This window comes from Bradyrhizobium sp. B039 (assembly GCF_038965675.1).
Lineage (GTDB): Bacteria > Pseudomonadota > Alphaproteobacteria > Rhizobiales > Xanthobacteraceae > Bradyrhizobium > Bradyrhizobium diazoefficiens.
The window spans coordinates 1640370-1658612 of sequence record NZ_CP152416.1; the positions used below are offsets into that span (position 1 = coordinate 1640370).

The window sequence follows — 18243 nt, forward strand, 5'->3', positions numbered from 1 at the left end:
TGGCGATGCGCTCCGGCCTCTCCCCGCAAGCGGGGAGAGGCGAAGAAGCTACTCCTCCTCGCCCTCCTTCTTCCGCAGCAGATCCGTCGCGAGATCCGACAGCTTCGGCGGCGGCAGCGCCGCGAAGGGCAGCGGGCGTGTCACCTCGATCGCGGCCAATCCGAGCCGCGCCGTCAGCAATCCGTTGAGCACGCCTTCGCCCAGCCGTTGCGACAGCTTCGCTGCAATCCCGTGGCCCAGCATCTGCTGCACCAGGCTGTCGCTCGCGGCCATGCCGCCGGTGATGGCGAGATGGGCGATGACGTGGCGGAGCAGGCGGATCATGCCGAGCGCGCCGGGCCGTCCGCCATACAGGTACGCAAGCTGGCGGATCAGACGCAGCGCGGCGACGAACACGAACATCACGTCGATCGCCGCGCGGGGCGAAACGGCCGTGACGATCGAGACCTTTTGCGCCGCTGACGACACCAGCCGTCGCGCCTCCGCATCGAGCGGCGACATCAATTCACGCTCGGCGAGGCGGATCATGTCGGCGCCGTCGATGATCTCGCCGGTGTGGCTCTCCAGCGTGGCGCGGGCGCGTGCGAGCTGCGGATTCTGGTGCGCGATCTTCAGGAGGTCCTGCACGATGACGCGGCTCTCCTTGCGGTCGTCGCTGGCAAGGACGGCGGCCGCGCGCTGATGCAGTTTCTCGATCGTCGCGAGGCGCGCCAGTCCATACGCCTCGCGCCCGATCACCACCGCGAGCGCAAGCGCGGTGACGAATGCGAAGGCGAGCCCGACGAAGCCGAGGCTTTCGCTGCGCGCAAACAAATCCTCGATCAGATGAACCACGCCGAGCCCGACGCCGAGCAGCGTCAGCCCGGCAAGGCCGGACCAGAACAGCGCGCCCCAGGGGAGGCCGCGTCGTGCGGGCAGCACGGCTTCAATCGGCACCGGCAATGTCGCCGGATCGTGCTCCGGCGTGATCTGGATGGTGCCGCGGCCGAGCCGCGCCGTCTCGTCGGCTTCGGTGACGACGACGCCGGGATCGTCGAGCCGGAACGTCGCCGGCCGCCGCGGCGGGGATCGCTCGTTCATGAGAGCTTGTCTCCGATCAGGAACTGCAAGGCACGGTCGAGGCGGATGTGTGGCAGCGCCGGCTCGCCGTCACTCTCTCGCGCGAGCTTTGGCGGGCGGAAGCGCAGAAAGCGGAAGTCGCTCTTCTCGGCGGCCTCGGTCGAGAGGCCGCGGAAGGCATCCGTGCCGTTGAACAGCGGCTCGGGATCCAGGGGCAGGTCGCCGGGAAAGGTCGCAACCTCCGTGTTGCCGTCGAAGAACTCGCCGCCGGCGCTTTCGCCCGCCGCCGGTGTTCCCAGGATCGACGGCAATTTGTCGCGGCCGTGGGCGACCTGCGCCTCGCGCGTGGCGCGCACCGCGGCGAGCGCCACCACGTCGATCTGCGCGCCGGTATTTTCCGCGCGCGCCACCGCCTGCGTCACGGCGCGGCGGAGCACGGCCTCGAGACGGTCGTGGCTGGAATGATGCAGGTGGTCCGCCTTGGTCGCCGCGAACAGGATGCGGTCGATGCGCGGCCGAAACAGGCTGGTGAGGAAGGTGCTGCGGCCAATGTTGAAGCAGTCGAGAATGCCGGCGAGCGCGGCTTCGAGATCGTGCAGCGCCTCGGGTCCGGAGTTGAACGCGGCGAGCGCATCGGCCAGCACGATCTGGCGATCGAGGCGCGCAAAGTGATCGCGGAAGAAAGGACGCACCACGACGTCTTTGTAGGCTTCGAAGCGGCGCACCATCATCGCCCACAGCGAGCCGTCCGGCGCCTGGCCGCCGACGGGCACGTCGAGCGGCGCGAAGGTCAGCGCCGGGGAGCCTGCGAGATTGCCGGGCATCAGGAAGCGGCCGGGCGGCAGCAGGCTCATGGCAAAGCGTTCTTCGCGGCACGCGCGCAAATAATCGGTGAAGAGCTTTGCGGCTGTCAGTGTCGCCTGCTCGTCCTCGCGCGCGTCAGGCTTGAGCGTGGCAAGATGCGCGTGCCAGCCGGCGGCAAGATGAGCGCGTGGCGCCTCGCGCGAGAGCGCAAGACTCTCCGTCGACCATTGCTCGTAGCTCTTTTGCAGCAGCGGCAGGTCGAGCAGCCACTCGCCGGGATAGTCGACGATATCGAGCGTCAGGGTGCGATCGGCGCCGTTGTGGCGCTGGTAGTCGACGACGAGGCGAAGCTCGCTGATGTCGACGGTCGAATTCGGCCAGTGCCGTTCCTCGACCAGCGCGCGCAGATGGGTCTCATAGGCAAAGCGCGGCACGGCATCGTCCGGCTGCGGCGCGAGATGCGCCCGCGCGATCCGGCCCGAGGCATAGGCTTCGAATACCGGAAACCGGCCGCCGCGCGTCAGCCCATGGATCAGCGCGGTGATGAACACCGTCTTGCCGGCCCGCGACAGGCCGGTGACCCCGAGCCGCACCGTCGGATTGAAGAAGTGCTCGCCATAGTCGATCAGCGCCCGGGCCGACAGGCGCGCCTCTTCGACCATATCCTGGAAACTGAATGCCATGTGAACGTTAGGGGATCTCGGCGGGCGGAAAAGTGAAGCTGTTCACAAAGGTGGCAATTGCATGAGGAAAATCAAGCTTCATACTTCCACCGCCTTTGTCGGTAAATCAGCCGTTTGAACGACGCGCCGATCCCGAAAGACCCATACAACAAGGGCATTGTCTTGCCTTGCGGATTGCCATGACCGTCTTCCAATTGAAACAGTTTGCATCCACCTCCGTCCATGCTGCAGCCGACGCGATCGGCTGGAACTACGACCGGGCCGAGCTGATCGCCGACGGGATCATCCATGCGGTTGGTGTGTTCTCCGGTACCGTCGCCGCGACCGTTCTGGTGGTGCTTGCGGTGCTTTATGCCGACGCCACCGACATCGTCGGGGTCTCGATCTATGTCGCCGGCCTGCTCTCGATGCTGGTGCTGTCGGCGACCTATAATCTCTGGCCGGTCTCGCCGGTCAAATGGCTGCTGCGGCGCTTCGACCATTCGGCGATCTATCTCCTGATCGCCGCGACCTACACGCCGTTCATCCTGGAGCTGAAAGCCAGCGTCTTCGCGCTGGCGCTGCTCGTCTGCGTCTGGTGCGTGGCGATCGTCGGTATCGTGCTGAAGCTGCGCTATCCCGGCCGGTTCGACCGCGTCGCGGTCGGCATCTACCTCGCGATGGGCTGGAGCGGCGTGATGCTCTACGACGCCGTGGTCAAGGCGCTGCCTGCGCTGGTGCTGGGCTTCATACTTGCGGGCGGGCTGCTCTACAGCTTCGGCGTGATCTTCCATGCCTGGCGGCGGCTGCGCTTCCAGAATGCGATCTGGCACGGCTTTGTCTTGGCCGGTGCGGCGTGCCATTATACCGCGGTGCTCGACCTCGTGTTGAGCTGAGCAGGACCCGCGACGCGGAATAAGCCAAGCGGTATAAGAGCGGTATAAGACAAGCGAAGCGCTATAAGAAAAGAGGAGACGTCGCATGCAGGTGACCGGCAAGGTCGTGGTCGTCACGGGCGGCGCAAATGGCATCGGCAAGGCGCTGTGCGAGGCGTTTCACAAGGCGGGCGCAGCCAAGGTCGTCGTCGCGGACATGGACGCCGCCAACGCCAGGGCAGTCGCTGCCATGGTCGATGGCGCAGCCTTCAGATGCGACGTCGCGCAGGAAAAAGAGATCGCCCACGTCATCGAGGAGACCGAGCGGCAGTTCGGACCGATCGAATTGTTCTGCTCCAATGCCGGCATCGGCGGCGGCTTCGATCCGATGTCGGTCAATGCCGGCGGCGCCTCCGACGAGCCTTGGCAGCGGAGCTGGGCGATCCACGTCATGGCGCATGTCTACGCGGCCCGGCATCTGGTCCCGCGGATGAAGGCGCGGGGCGGCGGCTATTTCCTCAACACCATCTCGGCCGCGGGCCTGCTGTCGCAGGTCGGCAGCCCCGCCTATTCCACCACCAAGCACGCCGCGGTCGGCTTTGCCGAGAACCTCGCGATCTCGCACAAGGCCGACAACATCAAGGTCTCGATCCTCTGCCCGCAGGGCGTCGACACCAACATGCTGCGCTCGATCCCGAAGGGCCCGCAATCCGGCGACGGCGATCTTACGCCCGAGCAGGTCGCAAGTGACGTGCTCGCGGGCCTGGCGCAGGAGACCTTCCTGATCCTGCCACACCCCCAGGTGCTCGGCTACATGCGAAAGAAGACCGAGAACTACGACCGCTGGATCGGCGGCATGGCGAAGATCCAGGCGAAGATGCGGGAAGAGTTCGGGAAGTGACCCGTTAGGTCATCCCGGGGCGGTCCGTAGGACCGAACCCGGGATCTCGAGATTCCGGGTTCGATGCTTCGCACCGCCCCGGAATGACAGTGTCGTAGCCCGGATGGAGCGAAGCGTAATCCGGGACAGTCTTTCCGCGTTGTGAGAAGCCCCGGATTGCGCTCCGCTTCATCCGGGCTACGGACCTCACGCCGCCGACTCCGCCTCGTCCTCCATCCGGCTCTGCCGCAACGCCCGGGCATAGAGCATCATGCCCTCGCGCACCGTGCGCTGCTCGGCCTCCGTCAATGCCGCCAGTGCGCCGCGCACCTGCTGCCGTCCGAATTCATGCAGCGCCTCCAGCGTGCGCCGGCCCTTGGCCGTCAGCGACAGCAGCTTGCTGCGTGCGTCTAGCTCGTCAGGCGTCTCCTTCAGTTCCCCGCAATCGATCAGCTTGCGCACCAGGCGGCTGACGCTGGATTTTTCCAGCCGCAGGAAATCGCCGAGCTCGCCCGAGGTCATCGGCCCGCGGATGCCGATCTCCAGAATGGTATGCACGGCTGAGGGCGGATAGTCCGACGCCGCCACCGTCGCATCCATGAAGCCGAGCTCGCGCACCATCAGGCGCGAGGCGGCGCGGATGTCGTCGATCAGCGAAAGCCCGGCCATCTTGACTCCCGGCATATAGTTGTATCATACAACTATATGCGTGCAGCGGCGCCCGCAAGCCTTTTGGAGTGGCCCATGAGCGGAATTTTGCCGGCTGGTCAGCGGATGAGGGGCAAGGTCTGTCTGGTGACGGGCGGCGGCAGCGGCATCGGCCGCGCCACCGCGCTACGGATGGCGTCCGAAGGCGCGGAAGCGCTCATCATTGCGGGCCGGCGCGAAGCCGAGATCGAGGCGACCGCCGCTGCGTGCCGCGAGATCGGCGCGGCCGCGATCGCGCTCAAGACCGACATCACGCGCGAGGACGACGTCGCGCGCCTCGTCGGAACCGCCGCGAGCGTTGCGGCCGGCTCGATGTTGCCTTCAACAATGCCGGCTTCCAGGAGCGCCGCGCGCCGCTGGAAGAGCAGGGCACGGAGATCTACGACAGCGTGTTCGACACCAATGTCCGCGCGCTGTTCCTGTGCCTGCGCCATCAATTGCCGGCGATGCTGGCGCAAGGCCGCGGCAGCATCGTCGTCAATGCCTCCGTCAGCGGCGTGCGCAATCCCAATCCCGGCTTCTCGCTCTATTCGGCCTCGAAAGCCGCGGCGATCTCGCTGACGCGCTCAGCCGCCATGGAGAACGCCCCGCGCGGCATCCGCATCAACGCCATCGCCCCCGGCCGCGTCGTCACCGACATGATGCTGCGTGCCGGCGTCGGCGACGTCGCGACGGTAGCCGCAGGCCTGCCGTTGCGGCGGATGGGGAGCCCGGAGGAAGTCGCGGAGGCCGTGGTGTGGCTGTCGTCGGATGCGTCGTCCTACGTGGTCGGGCACGTGCTGGCCGCCGACGGAGGATTCTTGGCGTCGTAGCTTTGCGGTGGTGGCGCGACAAATTTGGTGTCGTCCCGGCGAAGGCCGGGACCCATACCCACAGGGAGGAGTTTGACGAAGACTGGTAGTGGGCACCTTCGCGCCACAACTACCCCCTGGGGTTATGGGTCCCGGCCTTCGCCGGGACGACGATGAGGAGATACAGCGCGTCCCTAATGCTTCTGCCCGTACAGCACCGGCACCGCCGAATCCACGATGACCTCGACGAGGCATGTGCCCTCGTGCGCCATCCCGCGCTTCAGCGCCTCGCCGAGCTCTGCCGCCTTGCTCACCCGCACCGCGTGGCAGCCCATGCCCTCCGCAAGCCGTACGAAATCGATCCCCGGCAATTCCAGCCCGGGCACGTTCCCCACCTGCATCACCTGGCTGAACGAGCGCATCGCGCCGTAGCCGGAATTGTTGATGACGACGACGGTCAGCGGCAGCTTGCGTTGCGCGGCGGTCCACAGCGCCTGGATCGAATACATCGCCGAGCCGTCGCCGATCAGGCACACGGTGCGGCTCTTCGGCTTGCCGAGCGCCATGCCGACCGCCGCCGGCAGCGAGTAGCCGAGGCCGCCGCTCGCCATGGTGTAAAAACTGTCCTGGCCGCGCATCGGCATGAACTTCTGCATCGCCGGCCGGTGCGAGGGTACTTCCTCGACCAGCGATGCGCCGTCGGGCATCGCCTGCGACAGAGAGTGCAGCAGGAATTCGACCGGCAGCGGATCGGCGGCCTGCGGCGCCGGCGGCAGCGTGCGGCCTTTGGGCGTCGCCCGTTTGCTCTCCGGCAGCAGGTCGAGCAGCAGGCTCAGCGCCGGCTTCATCGTGGCGACGATGCTGGTGCCGACCGGCGTAACCGCCGCCGCATCGGGATCGTCCGTGATCTGGAAGATTGTCGCGCCGCCGTCGAAGATTGCGGCATGCCCTTCGACATGGAAGGTGAACACGGGGGCGCCGACCACGACGACGAGATCGTGCTCACGCAGCGCGTCGGAGAGTTGTGCCGGCGAGGCATGGAGGAAGCCCGCGAACTGCGGATGACGCTCGGGGAACGAGCATCGCGCCGAGAACGGGCTGACCCAGACGCTCGCCTTGGCTCTCTCGGCGACGCGTACCATCAGATCGACCGCGCCGGCGCGGTCGACGCCGGGGCCGATGACGAGGGCAGGGTGTTTTGCTGAACCGAACGCCGAGACCAGCGCCTTCATCGCCTCCGGCTCGGGTCCGATCTCGCGGCTGACCTTGCGCGCCTCGACCGGCGCCGTGGCATGCGTCCAGTCGTCGATCGGGATCGAGACGAAGGTCGGCCCGCAGGGCGGCTGCATCGCGGTGTAATAGGCGCGCGCGATTGCGGCCGGCACGTCCTCGGGCCGCGCCGGCTCGACGCTGTACTTCACGTATGGCCGCGGAAACTCCGACGCGCGCTCGGCATAGAGGAACGCCTGCAAGGGGAGGATCGAGCGCGCCTGCTGGCCCGCGGTGATCACCAGCGGGGTCTGGTTGCGATGCGCGGTATAGATGTTGCCGAGCGCGTTGCCGACGCCAGCCGCCGAATGCAGATTGACGAAGCCGGCATTGCGCGTCGCCTGCGCGTAGCCGTCGGCCATGCCGACCGCGGAGGCTTCCTGGAGCGCCAGCACGTAGTCGATGTCGTCGGGCCAGTCACTGAGGAACGGCAGTTCGGTCGAGCCGGGATTGCCGAACACCCTGTCGATGCCGAAGGAGCGCAGCAGGTCGATCGTGGCCTGCTTGACGGTGACGGCCTTGCTGCCGGCCTTGCCGTTCTTTGCCATGGTTTCCGTCCCTGAATGCTTATTGTTTGGCTCGTCATTCCGGGGCGCGAAGCGAACCCGGAATGACGAGATTCTCAGGTGCGTAATTGCGCACCATAGTTCGGTCCTGCGGACCGCCCCGGAATGACGGTGTATCTATCACCACACCGCCGTGCCCTTCATCGTCGGCTGCCCCTCCGCGTTCGCGGTCCACAGCTCCATGCTCTCGCCGCCGTCATTGGCGTTGACGGAGAACTCGGTGCCCTCGAACAGCGGCTGAAGCCCGCGATAGGTAAACTTCCGAGGCGCCTTGCCGGCGCGAAGCTTGGCCGCCATCTCGATGATGAGCGCCGCCTGCAGCGGCCCATGGAAGATCAGGCCCGGATAGCCCTCGACCTTGGTGACGTAGTCGCGGTCGTAATGGATACGGTGGCCGTTGAAGGTCAGCGCGGAATAGCGGAACAGCAGCACGGGATCGGAGACGTGGGTCTCGCGATGCTGCGCCTTCGGTGGCGGAGGCGGGGCCTTGGCGCCAGCGGGCGCGCCGCTCGTCATCTCGCGATAGACGATGTCCTGCCGCTCGCGGATGGCAATGCCGCGCGGCGAGGTCACGGTGTGCTCGACTGCGACGAAGCACAGCGTGCCGGTCGAGCCGGTCTTCACCGTGACGTCGGCGATGCGCGAGGTCCGCGTCGATTCATCGCCGACGCAGAGCGGCTGCAAAAATTCGATCTCGCCGCCGGCCCACATCCGGCGCGGCAGCGGCACCGGCGGCAGGAAGCCGCCGCGGGTGGGGTGGCCGTCGGGGCCGAGCATCGACATCGGAAACACCGGCTGCGCCAGGCACCAGTGCACCGTGAACGGTGCGGCATCGCCCTTTTTGGGCTCGCCGACCTCCTGGAACAGCGTCGCGCGCAAGCCCATGACGAGCTGCGCGGTGACGATGTCGGTGGCCTCCGTGCTGCGGCCGATCCATTGCCGCAAGTGATCGATGTCGAGCTTCCCGGTCATGATGCCTCGCTCTTGTTATTTCCTGGGTGGACGTTCGCCGATGCCAGGCACGGCACCATAGCTGCGCGTTTCGCCGACGATGATCGGCGCCGGTGCGGGATAGCTGACGCGGCCGTTCGGCGTGTCCACCTCGATGCGGCGCAGATGCGGGTGGTTGGTGAGGTCGGCCATGGTGTTGACCTCGGCAAAGGCGATGTCGGCATCCGACAGCCGCTTCAGCAGTTCGTCGCGCGTCATCTTGCCGAAGGCATCGGCCACCGTCTTGTCGGTGAAATCGCGGTTGCGCACGCGCTCCACCATGTTGGCGACGCGCGGATCGGCCGGCAGGTCGGGCTGGTCAAGCACCTTCACGCAGAGCGTCTTCCACTCGCGCTCGCTCTGGATCGAGATCAGGATGTCCTTGCCGTCCTTCGAGGTGAACACGCCATAGGGTGCGATCGAGGGATGACGCAGCCCCATGCGCTTCGGCGGATTGCCGGCCTCCGAGTTGAGCAGCGGCACGGTGCACCAGTCGGCCATGACGTCGAACATGGAGATGCGAATGTCTGCGCCCTTGCCGGTGCGCCCGCGCGCGATCAGCGCCTCCAGGATCGCCGCATGCGCGGTGGCGCCGGTCGCGACGTCGACAATGGACATGCCGACGCGCGAGGCGCCATCAGGGTTGCCGGTGATCGAGGCAAGCCCGCTCTCGGCCTGGATCAAGAGGTCATAGGCCTTGCGGTGCGCGTAGGGACCCTCGTCGCCATAGCCGGTGATCGTGCACGAGATCAGCTTCGGATAGTCCTTCAAGAGCCGCTCGCGCGAGAAGCCGAGCTTGTCCATCGAGCCCGGCTTGAGGTTCTGGATCAGCACGTCGGCGCTCGCGATCAGCTTCTCCAGTTCGGCGCAGCCTTCCTTGGTGGCGAGATCGACCACCGCCGACTGCTTGCCGCGGTTGAGCCAGACGAAATAGCTGCTCTGGCCCTTGGCTGCCGCGTCATAGCCGCGGGCGAAGTCGCCTTCCGGCCGCTCGATCTTGATCACCTCCGCGCCGGCATCCGCCAGGCGCGAGGAGCAGAACGGCGCCGCCACCGCCTGCTCGACCGCAATCACCCTGATCCCGTCAAGTGCTCCCATGATCGCCGCCTCAGTACGAGCGGGGCATGCCGAGCACATGCTCGGCGACAAAGGACAGCACCAGATTGGTCGAGATCGGCGCCACCTGGTAGAGCCGCGTCTCGCGGAATTTGCGCTCGACGTCGTATTCCTCGGCAAAGCCGAAGCCGCCATAGGTCTGGATGCAGGCATTGGCCGCTTCCCAGGACGCATCCGCCGCCAGCATCTTCGCCATGTTGGCTTCCGCGCCGCAGTCGAGCCCGGCCTCGTATTTGCGGGTGGCTTCCTTCACCATCAGCTCGGCCGCGCGCATCGAGGCGTAGGCTTTCGCGATCGGAAACTGGATGCCCTGGTTCTGGCCGATCGGCCGGCCGAAAACGCTGCGCTCCTTGGCATAGTTCGTGGCCTTGGCGATGAACCATTTGGCGTCGCCGACGCATTCGGCCGCGATCAGGATGCGCTCGGCATTCATGCCGGAGAGGATGTAGCGAAAGCCCTTGCCTTCCTCGCCGATCAGATTCTCCGCCGGCACCTTCATGTCGGTAAAGAACACTTCGGTGGTGGCGTGGTTCATCATGGTGCGGATCGGGCGGATCTCGAGGCCGTTGTTCTTGGCCTCGCGCATGTCGACGATGAACACCGAAAGGCCGTCGGTGCGCTTCTTGACCTGCTCCTTCGGCGTGGTGCGCGCCAGCAGCACCATCAGGTCGGAATGCTCGGCGCGGCTGGTCCAGATCTTCTGGCCGTTGACGATGTAGCTGTCGTTGCCTTCCTTGCGCGCAAAGGTCTTCAGCGAGGAGGTGTCGGTGCCGCTGGTCGGCTCGGTGACGCCGAAGGCCTGCAGGCGCAATTCGCCGCTCGCGATCTTCGGCAGATATTTTGCCTTCTGCTCGGCATTGCCGTGCCGCAGCACCGTGCCCATCGTGTACATCTGGGCATGGCAGCCGCCGCCATTGCAGCCTGCGCGCTGGATCTCTTCGAGGATCGCGGCCGCCGCGGAAAGCTTCAGGCCCGCGCCGCCATATTCCTCGGGGATCAGCACCGAGAGATACCCGGCCTCGGTCAGCGCGTCGACGAAGGCCTTCGGATAGGCCATCTCGCGATCGAGCTTGCGCCAGTATTCGCCGGGAAACTGCGCGCAGAGCTTTGCGACGGCTTCGCGGATGTCGGCGTGATCTTCGCTGTGGTGGTCTTCACTCATGGCGTTTCCCAATTGTAGCGGCAGTTAAGATAACGCCGGCCGATCCTCTGGCGTTGTGAAAACAACGCCCGCCCCCTATGCTCATTTGCTATAGCGTATGGAGTAGCCTTCGAGGATTGGCAAGCATGGATTTCCGGCAGCTCAGGACCTTCAGTTGCGTGGCGGAGCTCGGCAGCCTCTCCAAGGCGTCCGACACGCTGCGCGTGGCGCAGCCGGCGCTCAGCCGCCAGATCAAGCTTCTGGAACACGAGCTGCGCATCGAGCTGTTCACGCGCAACGGCCGCGGCATGGTGCTGACCGAGGCCGGGCGGCTTCTGCTCGCACGCACCTCCGGCATCGTGCGGCAGATCGACCAGATCCGCGACGACATCCAGTCGGCCAAGGGGCCGCCGTCCGGCCAGGTCGTGCTTGGCCTGGTTCCGACCGTGAGCTGCGTGCTGTCGGCGCGCTTCGCGCGGCGCTGCGTCGAGAAATTTCCCGGCATTTCGCTGCGCATTGTCGAGAGCTACAGCGGCCACCTGGTCGAATGGCTGCACCGCGGCGAGATGGATCTCGCTATCCTCTACGGCCGCTCGGCCGATCTGCATCTCAACGTGCAGAGCCTCGGCCGCGACAACATCGTCGCGGTCGGCCCGCGCGGCTGCGGCCTTGCGCGCAAGAAAAGCGTCGAGATCGGCTGGCTGCTCCGGCAGCGGCTGGTGCTGCCGAGTCATTCCCACGGCCTCCGTGCGTTGATCGAGCACGCGGCCGCCCAGCGCAAGATCAAGCTCAACGTCCAGCTCGAGGCGGATTCGTTTCGGGTGCTGACGAGCCTCGTGGAGGAGGGGCTCGGTTTCGCGCTGCTGCCGCCCTCGTCGGTCCACGGCGAGGTCGCGGACGGGCGGCTGGAAACCGCTGTCGTGTCCAGGCCGATGACGCGCGAGCTCATTTTCGCTTCTCCGATCGACCGCCCGGCCTCGACGGCCTCGCTGGCCATCACCGCGCTCCTGCGCGAGGAGGTCGCCGCCTGCCGCAAGGAAGGCCTGTGGGACATCAAGTTGAGTTAGATGCCGTGTCGTAGAACAGCCGCGCGCCATCTTGCCTTCGTATCTGGCGCGACCTGTCATGCCGAAATTTTATAGCTGGGCCAGGGGCCCGATCCTCATCCTGAGGAGCGCGTCTTCGCGCGTCTCGAAGGATGCAGGCCCGGCTCTCGGCCTCGCCCTTCGAGACGCGCGCGAAAGAGCGCGCTCCTCAGGGTGAGGGGATAAAGTCGAATGCGCCGCAAGGACGGCGTAATCGCTACCCCGGAATCCTCACCGGCAGCGACTCATACCCCTTGATGAAGCTCGAATAGATCCGCTTGGGCTCGCCGACCACCTCGATGCGGTCGAAGCGCTTCAGCATCTCCTCCCAGACGATCTTGAGCTGGAGTTCGGCGAGGCGCATGCCGACGCAGCGGTGGATGCCGAAGCCGAAGGAGAGGTGGGTGCGCGGCCGCGGGCGGTCGATGATGAACTCGTTCGGGCGGTCGATCGCCTCCTCGTCGCGGTTGCCGGAGACGTACCACATCACGACGCGGTCGCCCTTCTTGATCTGCTTGCCGCCAATCTCGGTATCCTGCAGCGCGGTGCGCCGCATATGGGCGAGCGGGGTCTGCCAGCGGATCACCTCCGGCACCATGGATTCGATCAGCGCAGGGTTGGCGCGCAGCTTGTCGTATTGCTCGGGGTTCTCGTTCAGCGCCAGCACCGAGCCGGTCATGGTGTTGCGCGTGGTGTCGTTGCCGCCGACGATGAGCAGGATGATGTTGCCCATGAGGTTGTCGGGGTCCATGAAGCGCGTGGCGTCGTTATGGGCCATCAGGGACAACAGATCGTTGCGCGGGGCGGAGTTGACGCGCTCGTTCCACAGCTTGGACATGTAGGCGTAGCATTCGTCCATCTCGCGGCGGCGCTCTTCGGCCGAGGCGACGATGCCGCTCTTGGGCAGCGCGGTCGAGACGTCGGACCAGCGGGTCAGCTTGCGCCGTTCCTCCCAGGGGAAGTCGAACAGCGTCGCCAGCATCTGCGTCGTCAATTCGATCGAGACGCGCTCGACGAAGTTGAAGGTCTCGTTGCGCGGCAGGTTGTCGAGCACGGTCTGCGAGCGCTGGCGGATCAACTTTGCCAGCTCGTCCAGATGCGTCGGCGTGAACATCGGCGACACCGTCTTGCGCTGCGCCGAATGCCGGGGCTGGTCCATCGCGATGAAGCTCGGATAGTCGTAGCCTTCCGGCACGTCGCGGATCGAGATGCCGCCGAGCGTCGAGTCGGAGGAGAAGATGCCGTGATTGGTGTCGACATGCATGATGTCGTTGTATTTCACCACCGACCAGTACGGCTCGATCGGCGCGTTGGTGCAGTAATGCACCGGCTCTTCCTTGCGCAGCCGCTCGAACCACGGCCACAGCGTGTCGTCCTGGAACAGCCTGGGGGCGCCGGGGTGGAACTGCGCGAGCGGGGTCGCGTAGGCTTCCTCGCGCGCCCTGCGCATGCGTTCGGCCTTGTCCACTTTAACCGGCGTCTGGATGTTCATGGTCGTGGCTCCAGTTGTTTTTCTAACCTCTCCCGCTTGCGGGAGAGGCATAGGCCGCCTTCGGCGGCCGTCCACTTAGAACGCCGAGGCGCAGCCTCGGCTATGGCGTAGCGCCGGGTGAGGGCTCTTTCCTCTTGGGGGTCTCGCCCGCGGAAACACCCCCACCCCAGCCCTCCCCCGCAAGCGGGAGAGGGGGCGCAGCTTCCTTGTGGATGTCGTTCACGCTCATCTTACTGCGAATCTACGCCGCAATCTTCACCGGCAAGGTTTCAAGTCCCTTTACGAAACTCGAATAGACCCGCTTGGGTTCGCCGACCACGTCGATATGATCGAAGCGCTTGAGGATCTCTTCCCAGATAATCTTGAGCTGGAGTTCGGCAAGCCGCAAGCCGACGCAGCGGTGGATGCCGAAGCCGAAGGACAGATGCGTGCGCGGGCGGGCGCGGTCGATGATGAAATCGTAGGGCTTCTCGATCGCCTCCTCGTCGCGGTTGCCCGAGACGTACCACATCACGACCTTGTCACCTTTCTTGATCTGCTTGCCGCGGAACTCGAAGTCGGAGAGTGCGGTGCGCCGCATATGCGCCAGCGGCGTCTGCCAGCGGATCACTTCCGGCACGAAGCTGTCGAGCAGCGCCGGATTCTCGCGCAGCTTGCGATATTGCTCCGGATGCTGGCTCAGCGCGTAGATCGAGCCCGACATGGTGTTGCGGGTGGTGTCGTTGCCGCCGACGATCAAAAGGACGAGATTGCCGAGGAAGTTCTTCGCGTCCATGTCGCGCGTCGCCGCGCCATGCGCCATCATGGAAAGCAGGTCGCTCTTCGGCGGCTGTTCGATGCGCTCCTTCCACAGGCGCGCGAAATAGCCGGCGCATTCGGTCAGCTCGGCCTGCCGCTCGTCTTCGGTGGCGACGAGGCCGTCGGGGCCCGGAATGGTGGTGGCGATATCCGACCAGCGCGTCAGCTTGCGGCGGTCCTCCCAGGGGAAGTCGAACAGCACCGCCAGCATCTGCGTGGTGAGCTCGATCGAGACGCGGTCGACCCAGTCGAACACCTCGCCGCGCGGCAGATTGTCGAGGCACTCGGCCGAGCGGGCGCGGATGTTGAGCGCGAGATTGTCCAGATGCGTCGGCGTGAACATCGGCGCCACGGTCTTGCGCTGTGCCGCATGGCGCGGCGGGTCCATCGAGATGAAGCTCTCGCGGCGCAGGTCGGGATCGATGTCGCGGATGGTGATGCCGCCGAGCGCGGAGGCCGAGGAGAACACCGAATGGTTGGTCTCGATCTCCATGATGTCGTTGTAGCGCGTCACCGACCAGTACGGCCCGAACATCGAGTCCTTGCAGTAGTGCACGGGGTCTTCACGGCGCAGGCGGTCGAAATAGGGCCAGAACGTATCGGTCCTGAACAATTCAGGGTCGCCCGGATCGAATTGCTCCAGCGGCAGTGACGTGGCGCGCTCGCGCAATGCATCGAGCTTTGCTGTGCTTTCGATGGTCCCGTGCATGACCGCTCTCCCTGACGTGAACCGCGCGTTCTCGTTGAATTCTGCGCTGCGGTATTTGATTTGCAATTACAGCCGGTTGTCTGCGTCGGGGCAAGGGCGAGTTTTGCCACATCCAACCTTTGCGTGAGCATCCGGGGCCCGTCACGCAGATGTGTCAACGTGATCTCCCGCACGCCGTTGAACCGGGAAACGTGCCAGAAATCGACTGGAATCGAGGCAAATCGAACCCACCCGTCTTGGGGATCGACCAATCCCTGATCTATAGTTTGACCGCAACAGGCCAACATCCCGAGGTTGCCGCCGTGAACGACATGCAATGGGCCCCCATCGGCTCCGAGCCCGTCCCGCCGCCACTGCCGCCCACGCGCGTCGACTTCGCCGGCGACCGCTCCGTGTTCCGCAAAATGGTCACCAAAGGTGCCATGCTGGAGCTGGTCACTTTCGGCTTCTACCGGTTCTGGCTCGTCACCGACATCCGCCGTCACTTGTGGTCGAACACGTCGATCGACGGCGACGCCGCCGAATATACCGGCCGGGGCAAGGAGCTGTTGATCGGCTTCCTGTTCGCGCTGGCGATCCTCGTGCCGATCTATCTCGCCTATTTCCTCATCGGTATCGAGTTCGAGCGCTGGCAGGGCTTTGCCTCGACGCCGCTCTTCATCAGCTTTTATGCCTTCGGCCAGTTCGCGATTTTTCGCGCGCGGCGCTATCGCCTGACCCGCACGGTCTGGCGCGGCGTACGGTTCTGGATGGACGGCTCGGGCTGGGCCTATTCGTTCCGGGCCATGCTGTGGGGCCTGCTGGTGTTCCTGACGCTCGGCCTGGCGCTGCCCTGGCGCGAGGCTTCGCTCGAACGCTACAAGATGCAGCACACCCATTACGGTGATCTCTCCGGCGATTTCGAAGGCGATGGCTGGACGTTCTTCAAGCGCGGCTGGTGGCTCTGGCTGCTCAGCCCGATCGCGCTGGTCATCTTCCCGCTCGCCCCGTTCTTCTATGCCGAGTTCAAGGCGCGCGAATGGCGCTGGTGGCTGGACGGCATCCGCATCGGCGGCGTCAGCCTGTCCTCGGAGCTGCCGCATAACGCATTCTACGGCCTGTACTGGAAGGTGATCGGCTGGTGGATGCTGCTCTCGATCATTTTCGCCGCCTATCTCGGCGGTGCCACCATGCTCGTCGTCAAGCTGAGCGGCCTTCCGGTCGAGCAGCTGTTCGGCCCGGACAATACCGCCAAGAGCATTCCGATGCTGGTGATGATGGTCATCGGTTATTTCGCCCTTGCGCTTGCGATCAACATCATCATGCGGGTCTATCTTCAGCGCGATCTCTGGGCCAAGGTGCTGGAAACCGTCGAGGTGCATAACATCGGAGCCGCGGCGGACGTGCGCGGCGGCGGCGAGCTCGCCAGCGCGCTCGGCGAAGGCTTTGCCGATGGGCTCGATGTCGCGGGATTCTGACCTGTGAGTGAGTTGTCCACCGAGGCTCCGGCGCAGTCCGCAAAGCCGACGATCTACTTCGACGGCGTGTCGAGCCGCAGGCGGCAGGTGACGCTGACGCTCGGTGATGCGCTCGAGATCGTTGAAGAGGGCGCGACGCCCGTTCGCTGGGCCTATGCCGACATTCGGCGTGCCGACAGTCCGGCCGGTGTCCTGCGTCTGGCCTCGACGTCCGCGCCGCCGCTGGCACGGCTGGAGATTCGCGATACTGCACTCGCGGCAGACGTGACCGTCCGCTGCATGCGTCTCGACGAGCACCAGACCACGCGCCGCGGTATCGCGAAAATCGTCGGCTGGTCGGTGGCCGCCGCCGTCTCGATCGTCTGTGTCGTGCTGTTCGGCGTGCCGCTCGCTGCCGATCGCCTCGCGCCGCTGGTGCCGAAGCCGATCGAGCGCCGCATTGGCGATGCGTCCGAGGTCCAGGTGAAGACCATCTTCGGCGGCCGCACGTGCGAAGACCCCGCGGGCAAGGCCGCGTTCACAAAACTGGTCAACCGCTTGCGCGATGCCGCCGGCCTCGACGACGATTCCATGACCGCGGGCGTGCTGCCGACCCCGGTGCCGAACGCGTTCGCGCTGCCCGGCGGCAAGGTGTTCTTGCTGCAGGGCCTGCTCGACAGGGCCGAAAGCCCCGACGAGCTTGCCGGCATCCTCGCCCACGAGCTCGGCCATCTCAAGCATCACGACAACATGCGCGGCCTGATCTACAACGGCGGCACCTCGTTCCTGATCGGCCTGCTGTTCGGCGACGTCACCGGCTCATCCGCCGTGATCTTCGCCTCGCGCAGCGTGGTCGAGGCCTCCTATTCGCGCGAGGCCGAGACCGGCGCCGACACCTTCGCCATCGACATCATGCACGCGCTCGGCCGCTCGCCGAAGCCCTCGGCCGAGCTGATGTTCCGCATCACCGGCAAGGAAGGCGGCAGCGGTTTCACGATCCTGTCGAGCCACCCGCTGACCGAGGACCGTCTCGCCCGCATGACCAAGGAAGATCGTCCCGTCAGCGGCCCGCCGCTGCTGACAGATGCGGAGTGGCGGGCGCTGAAGGGCATTTGCGGCAGCGGGAAGATCTAAATTAGGCTTCGCTCTTATCTCGTCCCGTAGGCGCGGTCGCCGGCATCGCCGAGGCCCGGCAAAATAAAGCCGTTCTCGTCGAGACCTTCGTCCACCGCGGCCGTCCAGATCGGCACGTCCGGATGCAATCCGCGCAGCCGCTCCAACCCTTCCGGCGCGGCGATCAGGCAGGCGAGGCGAATGTCCTTGGCGCCGCGCTCCTTGAGCCGGTCGATGGCGGCCACGGCCGTGTTGGCGGTGGCGACCACCGGTGTCACCACGATCGCAAGCCGCTCGCCGAGATCGGACGGCGATTTGAAGAAATATTCGACCGCGGCAAAGCTGTGCGGCTCGCGGTAGAGTCCGATATGCGCGACGCGGGCGGTCGGCACCAGGTCCATCATGCCGTCGACGAAGGTGGTGCCGGCGCGCAGCATCGGTACGAACACCAGCTTCTTGCCGGCGATCTTGGCCGAGTGCATCGTCGCCAGCGGCGTCTCGATGACGGTATCGGCGAGCGGCAGGTCGCGCGTCACCTCGTAGCACAGGAGCATGCCGATCTCCTTGATCAGCTCGCGAAACGACTTTGTCGAGATGGATTTGTCTCGCACCAGCGTCAGCTTGTGCTGCACCAGCGGATGATCGACGATGGTGACGCCTTCCATGTAACGCTCCTAACGAAATGCGCGTTGATTGAAATGCAACCAGCCGGCGCTTCTTCCTTCTCCCCTTGTGGGAGAAGGTGGCGC

The 18243-nt window shown here is 65.6% G+C and carries 15 protein-coding genes and 1 pseudogene; 6 read left to right on the plus strand and 10 right to left on the minus strand.

Annotated elements, in window-relative coordinates; all coding sequences use genetic code 11:
• Positions 1–48 precede the first annotated feature (48 nt).
• Positions 49–1080 (minus strand): TIGR01620 family protein, encoded by a 1032-nt coding sequence (locus AAFG50_RS07735; protein WP_028172938.1) that lies wholly within the window; start codon positions 1078–1080, stop codon positions 49–51.
• Positions 1077–2546, minus strand: a complete 1470-nt coding sequence (locus AAFG50_RS07740; RefSeq protein WP_028172939.1) for a YcjX family protein — start codon at positions 2544–2546, stop codon at positions 1077–1079. The genes AAFG50_RS07735 and AAFG50_RS07740 overlap by 4 nt, the downstream gene beginning before the upstream one ends.
• A 179-nt stretch (positions 2547–2725) precedes the next feature.
• Here AAFG50_RS07740 and AAFG50_RS07745 point away from each other — a divergent pair, with 179 nt between their 5' ends.
• Entirely contained in the window at positions 2726–3421 is a 696-nt protein-coding gene (locus tag AAFG50_RS07745) for a hemolysin III family protein (protein WP_011089987.1), read from the plus strand.
• A gap of 85 nt (positions 3422–3506) precedes the next feature.
• On the plus strand, positions 3507–4301 hold the full coding sequence (locus AAFG50_RS07750; RefSeq protein ID WP_011089986.1) for an SDR family oxidoreductase: 795 nt from the start codon (positions 3507–3509) through the stop codon (positions 4299–4301).
• Between the two features lie 186 nt (positions 4302–4487).
• Here the strand turns inward: AAFG50_RS07750 and AAFG50_RS07755 are convergent, their stop codons facing one another.
• Positions 4488–4949 (minus strand): MarR family winged helix-turn-helix transcriptional regulator, encoded by a 462-nt coding sequence (locus tag AAFG50_RS07755; protein ID WP_162185893.1) that lies wholly within the window; start codon positions 4947–4949, stop codon positions 4488–4490.
• Between the two features lie 75 nt (positions 4950–5024).
• Between AAFG50_RS07755 and AAFG50_RS07760 the strand changes: the two are divergent.
• Positions 5025–5800, plus strand: a pseudogene (locus AAFG50_RS07760) (glucose 1-dehydrogenase).
• Between the two features lie 173 nt (positions 5801–5973).
• Here the strand turns inward: AAFG50_RS07760 and mdlC are convergent.
• The 4 genes from mdlC to AAFG50_RS07780 form a co-directional block, all read right to left on the minus strand.
• On the minus strand, positions 5974–7596 hold the full coding sequence (mdlC, locus tag AAFG50_RS07765; protein ID WP_028172941.1) for a benzoylformate decarboxylase: 1623 nt from the start codon (positions 7594–7596) through the stop codon (positions 5974–5976).
• 138 nt (positions 7597–7734) lie between these two features.
• Positions 7735–8586, minus strand: coding sequence for a MaoC family dehydratase N-terminal domain-containing protein (locus AAFG50_RS07770; protein WP_028172942.1), 852 nt, complete (start codon positions 8584–8586; stop codon positions 7735–7737).
• Between the two features lie 15 nt (positions 8587–8601).
• Positions 8602–9702 (minus strand): CaiB/BaiF CoA-transferase family protein, encoded by a 1101-nt coding sequence (locus tag AAFG50_RS07775; protein WP_028172943.1) that lies wholly within the window; start codon positions 9700–9702, stop codon positions 8602–8604.
• Between the two features lie 10 nt (positions 9703–9712).
• Complete coding sequence (locus AAFG50_RS07780; RefSeq protein ID WP_028172944.1) at positions 9713–10882, minus strand: acyl-CoA dehydrogenase family protein; 1170 nt, start codon at positions 10880–10882, stop codon at positions 9713–9715.
• A gap of 125 nt (positions 10883–11007) precedes the next feature.
• Between AAFG50_RS07780 and AAFG50_RS07785 the strand changes: the two genes are divergently transcribed.
• Positions 11008–11928, plus strand: a complete 921-nt coding sequence (locus AAFG50_RS07785) for a LysR substrate-binding domain-containing protein (protein WP_028172945.1) — start codon at positions 11008–11010, stop codon at positions 11926–11928.
• Between the two features lie 235 nt (positions 11929–12163).
• On the opposite strand, the gene AAFG50_RS07790 is transcribed toward AAFG50_RS07785, so the two are convergent.
• Both AAFG50_RS07790 and AAFG50_RS07795 read right to left on the minus strand, forming a co-directional pair.
• Positions 12164–13438, minus strand: a complete 1275-nt coding sequence (locus AAFG50_RS07790; RefSeq protein ID WP_028172946.1) for a cytochrome P450 — start codon at positions 13436–13438, stop codon at positions 12164–12166.
• 241 nt (positions 13439–13679) lie between these two features.
• Positions 13680–14945, minus strand: coding sequence for a cytochrome P450 (locus tag AAFG50_RS07795; RefSeq protein WP_028172947.1), 1266 nt, complete (start codon positions 14943–14945; stop codon positions 13680–13682).
• Positions 14946–15256: 311 nt separating this feature from the next.
• Between AAFG50_RS07795 and AAFG50_RS07800 the strand changes: the two genes are divergently transcribed.
• Entirely contained in the window at positions 15257–16402 is a 1146-nt protein-coding gene (locus tag AAFG50_RS07800; RefSeq protein WP_028172948.1) for a YjgN family protein, read from the plus strand.
• A 3-nt stretch (positions 16403–16405) separates the two neighbouring features.
• Entirely contained in the window at positions 16406–17515 is a 1110-nt protein-coding gene (locus AAFG50_RS07805; RefSeq protein ID WP_028172949.1) for a M48 family metallopeptidase, read from the plus strand.
• Between the two features lie 14 nt (positions 17516–17529).
• On the opposite strand, the gene upp is transcribed toward AAFG50_RS07805, so the two are convergent.
• Positions 17530–18159 carry a uracil phosphoribosyltransferase gene (gene upp / locus AAFG50_RS07810; protein WP_011089974.1) on the minus strand — a complete coding sequence of 210 codons (630 nt, stop codon included), beginning with the start codon at positions 18157–18159 and terminating at the stop codon, positions 17530–17532.
• Positions 18160–18243: the final 84 nt, after the last annotated feature.

Bases quoted from the DNA above. Each gene is read 5' to 3' on its own strand.
- AAFG50_RS07735 (WP_028172938.1), bottom strand. From the start codon at position 1,080: ATGAACGAGCGATCCCCGCCGCGGCGGCCGGCGACGTTCCGGCTCGAC.
- AAFG50_RS07740 (WP_028172939.1), bottom strand. From the start codon at position 2,546: ATGGCATTCAGTTTCCAGGATATGGTCGAAGAGGCGCGCCTGTCGGCC.
- AAFG50_RS07745 (WP_011089987.1), top strand. From the start codon at position 2,726: ATGACCGTCTTCCAATTGAAACAGTTTGCATCCACCTCCGTCCATGCT.
- AAFG50_RS07750 (WP_011089986.1), top strand. From the start codon at position 3,507: ATGCAGGTGACCGGCAAGGTCGTGGTCGTCACGGGCGGCGCAAATGGC.
- AAFG50_RS07755 (WP_162185893.1), bottom strand. From the start codon at position 4,949: ATGGCCGGGCTTTCGCTGATCGACGACATCCGCGCCGCCTCGCGCCTG.
- mdlC (WP_028172941.1), bottom strand. From the start codon at position 7,596: ATGGCAAAGAACGGCAAGGCCGGCAGCAAGGCCGTCACCGTCAAGCAG.
- AAFG50_RS07770 (WP_028172942.1), bottom strand. From the start codon at position 8,586: ATGACCGGGAAGCTCGACATCGATCACTTGCGGCAATGGATCGGCCGC.
- AAFG50_RS07775 (WP_028172943.1), bottom strand. From the start codon at position 9,702: ATGGGAGCACTTGACGGGATCAGGGTGATTGCGGTCGAGCAGGCGGTG.
- AAFG50_RS07780 (WP_028172944.1), bottom strand. From the start codon at position 10,882: ATGAGTGAAGACCACCACAGCGAAGATCACGCCGACATCCGCGAAGCC.
- AAFG50_RS07785 (WP_028172945.1), top strand. From the start codon at position 11,008: ATGGATTTCCGGCAGCTCAGGACCTTCAGTTGCGTGGCGGAGCTCGGC.
- AAFG50_RS07790 (WP_028172946.1), bottom strand. From the start codon at position 13,438: ATGAACATCCAGACGCCGGTTAAAGTGGACAAGGCCGAACGCATGCGC.
- AAFG50_RS07795 (WP_028172947.1), bottom strand. From the start codon at position 14,945: ATGCACGGGACCATCGAAAGCACAGCAAAGCTCGATGCATTGCGCGAG.
- AAFG50_RS07800 (WP_028172948.1), top strand. From the start codon at position 15,257: ATGCAATGGGCCCCCATCGGCTCCGAGCCCGTCCCGCCGCCACTGCCG.
- upp (WP_011089974.1), bottom strand. From the start codon at position 18,159: ATGGAAGGCGTCACCATCGTCGATCATCCGCTGGTGCAGCACAAGCTG.